Source organism: Massilia oculi, from assembly GCF_003143515.1.
In the GTDB taxonomy this organism is placed as follows: Bacteria; Pseudomonadota; Gammaproteobacteria; order Burkholderiales; family Burkholderiaceae_D; genus Telluria; species Telluria oculi.
In genome coordinates, this window is record NZ_CP029343.1 from 4,380,289 (window position 1) to 4,391,117 (window position 10,829).

Consider the following 10,829-nt stretch of genomic DNA (forward strand, 5'->3'; position numbering starts at 1 on the left):
GCTGCGCGTTGTGCGCACCAAATCCTTGTAAAAATCAATGTCTGAACAGAGTAACAAGCCTTCGCCACAGCAGGCGCGCGAAGCGAGCGCCACCGCCAATGCCACCTCGGTCGAACGCCGTCCCCGTCGTACGCCGGGCGAGCGCGGCGAGTCGCGTCCACGCCCGGAGCGCCCGCCGCGTGAAGAAGCTCCCGTGGTGCGCAATCCTCTGCCGCCGATTACCTTCCCCGAAGACCTGCCGGTCTCGGGCCGGCGCGCCGAGATCGCGAAAGCCATTCTCGAGAACCAGGTGGTCATCGTCTCGGGCGAGACCGGTTCGGGCAAGACCACCCAGCTGCCGAAGATCTGCCTGGAACTGGGCCGCGGCGGCAAGGGGCTGATCGGCCACACCCAGCCGCGCCGGATCGCGGCGTCGTCGACCGCCAAGCGCATCGCGCAGGAACTCGGCTCGCCGCTGGGCGAGCACGTCGGCTTCAAGGTGCGCTTCAACGACACCTTGCAAAAAGGCGCCTCGGTCAAGCTGATGACCGACGGTATCCTGCTGGCGGAAACGCAAACCGATCCGCTGCTGCGCAACTACGACACGATCATCATCGACGAGGCGCACGAGCGCAGCCTGAACATCGACTTCCTGCTCGGCTACCTGAAGCAGCTGCTGCCGCGCCGTCCGGATCTGAAAGTGATCATCACCTCGGCGACGATCGACGCCGAGCGCTTCGCGCGCCACTTCGCCGCCAACGACAAGCCGGCGCCGGTGATCGAGGTCTCGGGCCGCCTGTACCAAGTCGAGGTGCGCTATCGTCCGATCGACCGCGACCCGGTCCCGGGCGCCGCTGCCGTCGACCCGACCAAGCCGCTGCCGAAAGCCCAGGCCGCGCGCGAGAAGCGCGACCTGATGGATGGCGTGGTCGACGCCGTCGATGAGCTGTGCCGGATCGGCTCGGGCGACGTGCTGGTGTTCCTGCCGGGCGAACGCGAGATCCGCGACTGCGCCGAGGCGCTGCGCAAGCACCATCCGCCGCACGTCGACATCCTGCCGCTGTTCGCCCGCCTGTCGGTGGAAGAGCAGGACCGCGTGTTCCGTCCGAGCGGCAACGCGCGCCGCATCGTCCTGGCCACCAACGTGGCCGAGACCTCGCTGACCGTGCCGGGCATCCGCTACGTGGTCGACACGGGCCTGGCGCGCGTCAAGCGCTACAGCTTCAGGAACAAGGTCGAGCAGTTGCAGGTCGAGCCGATCGCGCAATCGGCGGCCAACCAGCGCGCCGGCCGTTGCGGCCGCGTGGCCGACGGCGTCTGCATCCGCCTGTTCGAGGAAGACGATTTCCTCAAGCGCCCCAGGTTCACCGAACCGGAGATCCTGCGTTCGTCGCTGGCGGCCGTCATCCTGCGCATGAAATCCCTGCGCCTGGCCGACGTCGAGACCTTCCCCTTCATCGAGGCGCCGCAGGGCCGCGCGATCGCCGACGGCTACCAGCTGCTGCAGGAAGTCGGCGCGGTCGACGACAACAACGAGCTGACCCCGCTGGGCCGCAAGCTGGCCAAGCTGCCGCTCGATCCGCGCGTGGGCCGCATGATCCTGGCCGCCCTGGACAACCACTGCCTGACCGAGATGCTGATCGTGGCCTCGGCCCTGTCGACGCAAGACCCGCGCGACCGGCCGATCGAATACCAGCAGCAGGCCGACGAGAAGCACAAGAAGTTCGCGGACGAGAAGTCCGAATTCCTGAGCTACCTGAAGATCTGGGCCTGGTTCGAGGACGCGATCGCGCACAAGAAGACCAACCGCCAGTTGCAGGACAACTGCCGCGCCAACTTCCTGTCTCAGCTGCGCCTGCGCGAGTGGCGCGACGTGCATTCGCAGCTGCTCACCATCGTGCGCGAGCAGGGCTGGCGCCTGAACGAATCGCCGGCCACCTATGAACAGCTGCACCTGGCGCTGCTCACAGGTTTGCTCGGCAATATCGGTTTCAAGTCCGAGGACGAGCAGGGCGGCGTCTACCTTGGCGCGCGCGGCATCAAGTTCCATATCTGGCCCGGCTCGACGCTCGGCAAGAAGGCGGGACGCTGGGTCATGGCGGCCGAGCTGGTCGAGACCACGCGCCTGTACGCGCGCACCATCGCCCAGATCCAGCCCGAGTGGGTCGAGAAGATCGGCGGCCACCTGCTGAAGAAATCCTGGGGCGAGCCGCGCTGGGAAAAGAAGCAGGCGCAAGTCACGGCGCTCGAGCGCGCGACCCTGTACGGCCTCGTCATCTATGGCGGCCGGCGCATCAACTACGGCCAGCGCGCGCCAAGCGAAGCGCGCGAGATCTTCATCCGTGACGCGCTGGTGGCCGGCGACTACGAGACGCGCCTGCCGTTCTACATCCACAACCACAAGCTGGTGAAGGACATCGAGAACCTCGAGCACAAGTCGCGCCGCCAGGACGTGCTGGTCGACGACCAGCTGATCGCGGCCTTCTACGACAAGGAGATCCCGCTCGACGTCGTGAACGGCGCCGGTTTCGAGAAGTGGTACAAGGACGAGGCGCGCGACAATCCGAAGCTGCTCTACCTGAACCGCGAAGAACTGATGCGGCACGAGGCGGCCGGCGTCACCACCGAGCTGTTCCCGAAGGCGATGGTCGTCACCGGCATCGAGATGGGCCTGACGTATCACTTCGAGCCGGGCAGCGTGCGCGATGGCGTGACCTTGTCGGTGCCGCTGTTCGCGCTGAACCAGATTCCGCAAGAGCGTCCCGCCTGGCTGGTGCCGGGCATGATCAAGGAAAAGGTGCATCTGCTGCTGAAATCGCTGCCGCAGAAGCTGCGCCGCCACTGCGTGCCGCTGCCGGAATACGCGGCGCGTTTCGTGGACCGCATCCATGCGGCGAGCGCCTTCGGGCGCGGCGACCTGGTCGACGTGCTGATCATGGATGTGCGCGCGCAGACGGGCGTGGCGGTGAAGACCGCCGACTTCAAGCTCGAGACGCTGCCGGCGCACATGTTCATGAACTTCAAGGTCATCGACGAGCATGGCCGCCAGCTGGAGATGGGGCGCAACCTGGCGACGCTCCAGGCCGAACTGGGTGGCCAGGCGCGCCAGAGCTTCCAGAAGATGGCCGAAGCGACGCCAAGCGCCGCCAATGCGCGTGCGCAGGCGGCGCGGCCGGTGGCGGCGGCGCCGAGCGTGCCCGCTCCATCGGCCGGCAAAGGGAAGGGCAACGCGCCGCAGACCGCGCCGGCTACCGCCCCTGCGCAGCAATCGGCATCGGGACGCCAGCACACGGGTCTCACCAGCTGGACCTTCGGCGAGCTGCCCGAACTGCTGGAGATCAACCAGGGCAAGCTGACGCTGATCGGCTTCCCGGCGCTGGTCGACAAGGGCACGCATTGCGACCTGGAGGTCTTCGACGATCCGAACGTGGCCGCGCGCACCCACCGCGTGGGCCTGCGCCGCCTGTTCGCGCTGCAGTTCAAGGAGCAGCTCAAGTTCGCCGAGAAGAACATTCCCGGCCTGCAGGGCATGGGCATGCAGTTCATGAACATCGGCTCGCAGGAAGACTTGCGCGACCAGATCGTGGCCAAGGCGATCGACATCGCCTGCCTGCAGGATCCGCTGCCGGTCGACGCGGCTTCGTTCAACCAACGCCGTGACCAGGGCAAGGGCCGCATTGGCCTGCTCATCAACGAGGTGGCGCGCCTGGCGGGGCAGATCCTGGGCGAGTATCACGGCCTGCCCAAGCGCGTGCAGGCCCTGCCTTCGGCGGTGTCGTCGGACATCATGGCGCAGCTGCAGGCGCTGGTGCACAAGCGCTTCATCCTTGAGAACGAGTACAGCCAGCTGGCGCACTTCCCGCGCTACCTGAAGGCGATCAACGTCCGCCTCGAGAAGTTGCGCGGCAATCCGTCGCGCGATGCGCAGCTGATGGCCGAGTGGCACACGGCAGCGAGCCAGTTCCAGCGCACGCTCAAGAACATGGCGGGCAAGAACAACGATCCGCGCATGGTCGAGTTCAGGTGGATGCTGGAAGAGCTGCGGGTGTCGCTGTTCGCGCAGGAGCTGAGGACGCCGATGCCGGTGTCGGCCAAGCGCTTGCAGAAGGTATGGGAGTCGATGTTGCGCTGATGGCTGGCCGGACCGGACGCGTTCAGGGCCGGTCCGGCAAATACCGCTTGTTCTTTCGCACGCCTGTGCTAAAGTGCTCCCATGAATATCACGGCCAAAAGCGAAGCCACCTACGCCACCATCCTCGATGCGGCGTTCGGTATGGCGTCGGCCGAGGGCATCGGCCAGCTGTCGCTGGGCGAGCTGTCCAAGCGCACCGGCATCAGCAAGAGCGGCGTGTTCTCGCGCGTCGGCTCGCTCGAGGCCTTGCAGTCGGCCGTGCTGGACGAGTACGATCGCCGCTTTTCCGAAGAGATCTTCTGGCCGGCGCTGGCCGCGTCGCGCGGCTTGCCGCGCCTGTCCACGATGGTCAACCTGTGGCTCAAGAAGATCGCCGGCGAAACCACGCGCGGCTCTTGCCTGTATACCGCCGGCGCTTTCGAATTCGACGACATTCCCATGCCGCATCCGCTGCGCGAGCGCATCGAGGCAGGCGTGCTGCGCTGGCGCGCTACCCTGCGCAAGACGGTGCTGCAGGCGATGGAAGCAGGGCATCTGCGCCCCGACACCGAACCCGAGCAGCTGGTGTTCGAGATCTACAGCCTCGTGATCGGCGTGATGCACGACGCGCGCTTCCTGCATGACGCAGACGCCCCCAGGCGGGCGCAGCGGGCGTTCAACCGCCTCATTTCCACTTACAGGAGTTTCAGCGACCTCGAATGAGGCGGGCCGGGGAGGGCATTGTCCTCCCTTTTTTTGAACTAATTTCGCACACCCGTGCGAAAGCGGACTGTGCACAAGGAGTCGATCATGTCTGGATGGTGGTTAGTGGTGGTGTCCCTGGCCGGACTGGCAGGGTATGTGGTGCGCGACGTGCTGCGCCGGGTTCCCCGGTCGAATGAGGATTTCGTGTTCTGCTGAGAAGTGGATTGCGGGATGATGACACGAAGGACGGCGGCCACGCCGCCGCCCCTCGTGCGGCCTTAGCCGATATTGCTGCCGCGGATACGGCTCAGATCCTTGTCGTCGCCCAGGTTGCCCGAGCGTGGGTCGGTGCTGTGCCCGGGACCCTGGTTGGCCCGCGCATCGCCCATGCCGGCGCCCGCGCCGCCCAGGCTGCTGGAACCGGCGTGTCCGGCGCCCACGCTCGAGCCCATCGCGCCGCCCGCGTAGGTGGCGCTGCCGGTGCCCGCGCCGCCGACCATGCCGCCCATCGGCACGCCCGGCCCCATGGTTGGCGCCCCCGAACGGTTCGGGTCGGTGCCATAGAAGCTATGGATGCCGCTGGCCCAGCTGAGCTCGCTCATGTCCGGCCAGGCATCCTTGTCGAAGCCCGGTGCGGTCTTGAGGCGGTCCTTGTCGACGTTGAGCACGAAGCGCTTGTTGACCGTGTCCAGGTGCAGCGCCTGCCACGGCACGGCGAACAGTTTTTCTCCCATGCCCAAAAAGCCGCCGAAGGCCAACACGGCGTAGGCGACCTGGCCGGTCTGCATGTCGAGCATGATTTCCTTGATGTCGCCCAGGTCTTCCTCGGCGGCGTTGACGACGCTGTCGCCGATCAAGGTGTCGGCGCCCATCAGGGACGGTCCCGGACCTATATCGTTGCGGTCCTTGTAGATACCGTATTTATCGCGGTCTGCGTAACCCATATGTTCCTCCTTGTCTATTGACGTTGCGAACAATACGACGGTCACTCCGATTGGAGCAGACCCTCGCCCTACGAAGGGTTCATGATAGGACGCCAATGGATCGGGGCGCGCGCGCCAGAGCCGAACAGGCTGGGGCCTTATGCGAGGCAGCGCACAGATGAGTACGCTCGGCATGGCTAATCTGCCAAGTTATGTCCAGGAGGAATAAGAGATGACCGTCATTTCGCGCTGCACCAACGCCGGCCCCCTGGGCCAACTGATCCGTACCCGTTCCTTTGCCTCGCTGCTGGCGCGTCTGCTGCGCCGCGGCTGATGTAATCGACACCAGCCCGGCGGCGCCGGACGGATCGAAGTAGGTACTTGGAACCTGTCCCCGCAGGTTCTTACGGCTGTCCGCCGCCACCCGCCGCACCATACACGTGGCCGGTGGTATAGCTTGCCTCGTCCGAGGCCAGCGTGACGTAGATCGTCGCCAGCTCGGCCGGCTGTCCAGGCCGCTTCATCGGCGTGTCGCCGCCAAACTGTTCGCGTCCCTCCGGCGAATTGCCGCCCGCCAGTTGCAGCGGCGTCCACACCGGCCCCGGCGCCACCGCGTTCACGCGGATTCCCTTCGATGCCATCTGCTTGGCCAGCGACTTCGTGAACGCCACCTCGAAGGCCTTGGTCGCCGCATAGTCGAGCAGCTTTTCCGGCGGATCGTACGCCGTCTGCGACGAGGTGTTGATGATGACGCTGCCGGCCGACATGTGCGCAATGGCGGCCTTGGTGATCCAGAACACCGCGTAGACATTGGTCTTGATGGTCCAGTCGAACTGCTCGCTGGTGATGTCGAGGATGGAGGCATTGTTCTGCTGGCGCGCGGCATTGTTGACCAGGATGTCCAGGCCGCCCAGTTCGCGCACCGCCGTCTCCACCAGCTTCTTGCAGAATGCTTCGTCGCGGATGTCGCCCGGGATGGCGACCGCCTTGCGGCCGGCGTCGCGGATCAGCTGCATGACTTCGCGCGCATCCGGTTCCTCGGCCGGCAGGTAGCCGATGGCGACGTCGGCGCCTTCGCGCGCATAGGCGATCGCGGCGGCGCGGCCGATGCCCGAGTCGCCGCCTGTGATCAGGGCCTTGCGTCCCGCCAGGCGGCCGCTGCCGCGATACGTGGTTTCGCCGTGGTCGGGGCGCGGCGTCATCTTGCTGGCCAGGGCTGGCCACGGCTGGTCCTGCTTGGGGAAGGGCGGACGCGGATAGCGCTTGGCCGCTTCGCGCGCCGCGCCCGGCGCCGGCTGGTTGCCGCCGGCCGCTTGCTGGGCCAGGGCCGGGACTGCGGCGGCCGAGGCGGCCACGCCCGCGGCAACGGTGCTGACAAAACGGCGGCGCGACGGCGTCACGCCTTCTGGCTTCTTGTCTTCCGAACTCATGCTTGCTCCTCGATGGGGTGGGGCCGCCAATGCAGCCAGGTAGTGACGAAGATGTTAGTCGTTATCGAAAAGACACGGAACACGGTAGCTTGTCGGAAAGATACCGGCAGGATGGACGGGGCCGTTCACGCAACCGTGTAAAACGGGCGGCCAATAAAAAAGGCGCTGTACCCGTTAGATATGGATGAGCATTGAACTGCTGAGCTGACCCGCGGTCCAACCCCGGTTGTCATCGATCGGGAGCGCGCAATGAAAGCGCCGGAGTTTGCGAAGCTGTTCAACGGGCTGCCGCTGCTGAACCAGCGGCAGCGGCAGCAGGTGCTCGCCGTCCTGCATCCGGCAGCCGGGCTCGACCGAGTGATCGCCCTCATCGGCGAGATCCGGTCAAAGGAGCGCTGCTGCCCGGATTGCGGCTGCGACCGTTGTCACCGCCATGGCCGGGCCAACGGCCTGCAACGCTTTCGCTGCCGCGCGTGCGGCCGCACCTTCAACGACCTGACCGGCACGCCGCTGGCGCGGCTGAGGCACAAGGACAAGTGGCTCGATTACCTGGACACGATGCTCGATTCCCGCACGGTCCGCTCTGCGGCCAAGCGGGTAGGCGTGCACCCGAACACGACGTTTCGCTGGCGCCACCGCTTCCTCGACCGGGTCAAGGACGACCGGCCCGAGCGCCTGGCCGGCATCGTCGAGGCCGACGAGATGTTCCTGCTCGAATCGCAGAAGGGGGCGCGCAAGCTCGATCGCCCTCCGCGCAAACGCGGTGGCAGGGCCGCCCTGCGCGGCATTTCACGTCACCTCGACTGCATCCTGGTAGCGCGCGACCGCAGCGGACAGACGATCGATGCCGTCACCGGCCGCGGCGCCTTGAAGGTGGCCCAACTGATCAAGCACCTGCTGCCGAAACTCAATTCGCAAGCGCTGCTGGTCACCGACGCCAACGCCGCCTATCGCGCCTTCGCCCAAGCCCATGGCATTGCGCACCAGGCCGTCAATCTCGGCGCCGGCGAACGGGTGCGCAGCGGCGTCGAGGGCGCGATCCATATTCAACATGTAAACGCTTATCATCGGCGCTTCAAGGAATGGCTGGCGCGCTTCCATGGCGTGGCGTCGCGCTGGCTACCCAACTACCTTGGCTGGCATTGGGCGATCGATGGTGGGAGGGTCACTTCCGTCGAGCAATTGCTGCGTATCGCATTCAAGGTCATCAACAGATAAGGATGACAGCGCCATAAAAAACGGGTGACCCGGCATTGCCGCGTCACCCGTTTCAGGCGGTGTTGCAGGGTCGTTCGAATCAGTCGACGGTCGCGCCGCTGTCCTTCACGATCTTCGACCATTTCGCGCTTTCGGCCTGCACGAACTTGGCGAAGTTCTCCGGCGTATCGCCCACGTACTCGGTGCCGGTGTCGGCCAGCACGCGCTGGAAGTCTGGCTGCTTCATGACTTTCTGCGATTCGGCGTTGATCTTGTCGACGATGGCTTTCGGGGTCTTGGCCGGCACGAACATGCCGTACCAGGCGTAGGACTCGATATTCAGGCCCGCTTCTGCGAAGGTCGGCACGTCCGGCAGCAGTGGCGAGCGCTTGTTGCCCGAGACGGCGATCGGCTTCACCTTGCCGCTCTTGATGTGCGGCATGATCGCGATGGTCGAGTCGAACATGATCGGGATGTGGCCGCCTAGCAGGTCGGAAATCGCCGGCGCCGAACCCTTGTACGGCACGTGCACCATGTCGAGCTTGGTCACGCCGCGGAACAGTTCACCGGTCAGGTGCTGCGGGGTGCCGTTGCCGGCCGACGCGTACGATAACTGGCCTTTCTTCGACTGGATGTGGGCCAGCAGTTCCTTGACGTTCTTGGCCGGCACTGATGGGTGGGCGACCAGCACCAGCGGCGCGCGCAGCAGGTTGGTGACAGGAATCAGGTCCTTGGCCGGATCGAAGGCCATCTTCTTGTACAGGCTCGGGTTGATCACGATCGGCGCGCTCGACGTGATCAGGAGGGTCTGGCCGTCCGGCTTCGAGCGGGTCACGGCCGCGGAGCCGATATTGCCGCCGCCGCCGCCGCGGTTATCGATCACGAACGATTGTTTCAGGCCTTCGGTGAGGCCTTTCGCCAGCGGACGCGCCGCGATGTCGGACGGGCCGCCGGCCGGCCATGGCACGACCACGGTCACGGTGCCGGTCGGCCAGTTCTGGGCGAAGGCGCTGGCGGAGAGGACGGTTGCTGCCAGGGCGAAGACGAGGGATTTTCCTTTGGACGGGAAGACTCGCATGGTTTTGTCACCTATATAGTTGAATTATTTCGCGATTATTCGATAACCTGCTGAAACGATTTTACACGAATGCCTATGCCGATTGCGTACGTAGTAGTACGTGCGCCTTTCGTTGTCCTGTAAACTGTTGCGTGTACTTACGATCCAAGGCTGGAAATGAAATATACAGGCTTTTTCCTGGCCGTCACCATCCTCGCCGGCGCAGCCATTGCCGCTACCCCGGCCTCGCCGGCAGTGCAGTCGATGGAGCGTCTTGCTGGCGTGTACAAGCACCGTTTCATGAGCGCATTCATCGTGCCCGGCAAGGATGAAACAGAGTCCTACCAGGCCGAAGACATCGTCGAGATCGTCCCTTACGACAGCGATCATGTCTACGTGCGCGTGCACCTCGATTTCTTTAATGGCCACACCTGCGGCATCTACGGCATGGCGCGCTTCGAGGATGGCATGTTCGTGTATCGCGATCCAGAGCCGCCGACCGCCGGCGATGCGCCGTGCGTGCTCAAGATCGGAGAGAAGAACGGCAAGCTGACATTGACCGATCGGGTGCCTTTCGATGCCGGGCGTACTTGCGAGGCCTATTGCGGTGCGCGCGGCAGCCTCAATTACGACATCGGCATGGACAAGCGGCGGCCAATCCGTCACCTGGAGCGCCTGAAGGGATCCCGGCAGTACAAGGACGCGCGCGATGCCTTGCTTCAGTCGACGCCCGCATCCTGATCGCCGTTCAGGGCCTTGCAGAAGACAGCGGTTCCCAGATGACAGTCGGCATCCAGCCGGTGGCGGCGAGGGTGGCCTGCATGACGGTGGCCGCGTTTTCCTTGGCGGTATTGAGCACGGCAGGCTGGCTGCAGGCCGCCTGCACCGCCTTCTGCGCCGTGCCCAGCGCATTGTTCATCGCCGTGGTGCGGGTCTGGGCCGAAGGGATGAAGGCTTGCAGCCCCTGCTCGGTGACCGCATAGAAGTAAGAGCCGCCCCGGTTGCGCGCATCGTGGCTGATGCGCGCCTGCAGCGGCGTCGGCGGCGGCAGCACGATGCTGAGGGTGCGCGCGCGCTCGTCGATGTCTTCGTAGCGCGCCTGGCGCAGGTCGGTTGCGATCGTGCAATCGCCGCGCGCGACGAGCAGCACGCGGGTGCTGCCCAGCCTTACTTCCCATTGCGACCAGGGGATGTCGACCGCATTCGGCTGCGTGAACTCGATGACGTCCGAGTAATTCATCTTGAGCGAGACCAGGTGGCCCATCTTTTCCAGGGAGACCAGCGGCGGCGGAAGCACGTCCTGCTCGGGCGGCTTCTTGACGAAGGCGAAGATGATGGCGGCGGCCGTGATGGCGACGAGCAGGAGCGGCAGGCGTTGCGGAGATTTCATGGACGACAGGATGGATGCGTTGAAACCCGGCCAGTCT

General features: G+C 65.3%; 8 protein-coding genes. 4 read left to right on the plus strand and 4 right to left on the minus strand.

The window, feature by feature from the left end:
- Nucleotides 1-37: 37 nt before the first annotated feature.
- Both hrpA and DIR46_RS19805 read left to right on the plus strand, forming a co-directional pair.
- Nucleotides 38-4,111, plus strand: a complete 4,074-nt coding sequence (gene hrpA / locus DIR46_RS19800; protein WP_109346773.1) for an ATP-dependent RNA helicase HrpA — start codon at nt 38-40, stop codon at nt 4,109-4,111.
- An 81-nt stretch (nt 4,112-4,192) separates the two neighbouring features.
- Nucleotides 4,193-4,813: a TetR/AcrR family transcriptional regulator gene (locus DIR46_RS19805; protein WP_109346774.1), complete on the plus strand. Its 621-nt coding sequence runs from the start codon at nt 4,193-4,195 to the stop codon at nt 4,811-4,813.
- A gap of 260 nt (nt 4,814-5,073) precedes the next feature.
- Here the strand turns inward: DIR46_RS19805 and DIR46_RS19810 are convergent, their stop codons facing one another.
- Nucleotides 5,074-5,739: a PRC-barrel domain-containing protein gene (locus DIR46_RS19810; RefSeq protein WP_109346775.1), complete on the minus strand. Its 666-nt coding sequence runs from the start codon at nt 5,737-5,739 to the stop codon at nt 5,074-5,076.
- Between the two features lie 383 nt (nt 5,740-6,122).
- On the minus strand, nt 6,123-7,148 hold the full coding sequence (locus DIR46_RS19815; protein ID WP_109346776.1) for an SDR family oxidoreductase: 1,026 nt from the start codon (nt 7,146-7,148) through the stop codon (nt 6,123-6,125).
- A 249-nt stretch (nt 7,149-7,397) separates the two neighbouring features.
- Here DIR46_RS19815 and DIR46_RS19820 point away from each other — a divergent pair, with 249 nt between their 5' ends.
- Nucleotides 7,398-8,366: an IS1595 family transposase gene (locus DIR46_RS19820; RefSeq protein WP_109346777.1), complete on the plus strand. Its 969-nt coding sequence runs from the start codon at nt 7,398-7,400 to the stop codon at nt 8,364-8,366.
- A 79-nt stretch (nt 8,367-8,445) separates the two neighbouring features.
- Here the strand turns inward: DIR46_RS19820 and DIR46_RS19825 are convergent, their stop codons facing one another.
- The gene (locus DIR46_RS19825) at nt 8,446-9,423 is read right to left on the minus strand and encodes a Bug family tripartite tricarboxylate transporter substrate binding protein (protein ID WP_109346778.1); all 978 of its coding nucleotides are present in this window, start codon (nt 9,421-9,423) and stop codon (nt 8,446-8,448) included.
- Nucleotides 9,424-9,702: 279 nt separating this feature from the next.
- Here DIR46_RS19825 and DIR46_RS19830 point away from each other — a divergent pair, with 279 nt between their 5' ends.
- Nucleotides 9,703-10,143, plus strand: a complete 441-nt coding sequence (locus DIR46_RS19830; protein WP_162819577.1) for a hypothetical protein — start codon at nt 9,703-9,705, stop codon at nt 10,141-10,143.
- A 7-nt stretch (nt 10,144-10,150) separates the two neighbouring features.
- Here DIR46_RS19830 and DIR46_RS19835 read toward each other — a convergent pair whose 3' ends face one another.
- A complete protein-coding gene (locus DIR46_RS19835; RefSeq protein ID WP_162819578.1) occupies nt 10,151-10,792 on the minus strand; it encodes a DUF4230 domain-containing protein in 642 nt (213 codons plus the stop codon).
- Nucleotides 10,793-10,829 lie beyond the last annotated feature (37 nt).

Bases quoted from the DNA above. Each gene is read 5' to 3' on its own strand.
- hrpA (WP_109346773.1), top strand. From the start codon at position 38: ATGTCTGAACAGAGTAACAAGCCTTCGCCACAGCAGGCGCGCGAAGCG.
- DIR46_RS19805 (WP_109346774.1), top strand. From the start codon at position 4,193: ATGAATATCACGGCCAAAAGCGAAGCCACCTACGCCACCATCCTCGAT.
- DIR46_RS19810 (WP_109346775.1), bottom strand. From the start codon at position 5,739: ATGGGTTACGCAGACCGCGATAAATACGGTATCTACAAGGACCGCAAC.
- DIR46_RS19815 (WP_109346776.1), bottom strand. From the start codon at position 7,148: ATGAGTTCGGAAGACAAGAAGCCAGAAGGCGTGACGCCGTCGCGCCGC.
- DIR46_RS19820 (WP_109346777.1), top strand. From the start codon at position 7,398: ATGAAAGCGCCGGAGTTTGCGAAGCTGTTCAACGGGCTGCCGCTGCTG.
- DIR46_RS19825 (WP_109346778.1), bottom strand. From the start codon at position 9,423: ATGCGAGTCTTCCCGTCCAAAGGAAAATCCCTCGTCTTCGCCCTGGCA.
- DIR46_RS19830 (WP_162819577.1), top strand. From the start codon at position 9,703: ATGAGCGCATTCATCGTGCCCGGCAAGGATGAAACAGAGTCCTACCAG.
- DIR46_RS19835 (WP_162819578.1), bottom strand. From the start codon at position 10,792: ATGAAATCTCCGCAACGCCTGCCGCTCCTGCTCGTCGCCATCACGGCC.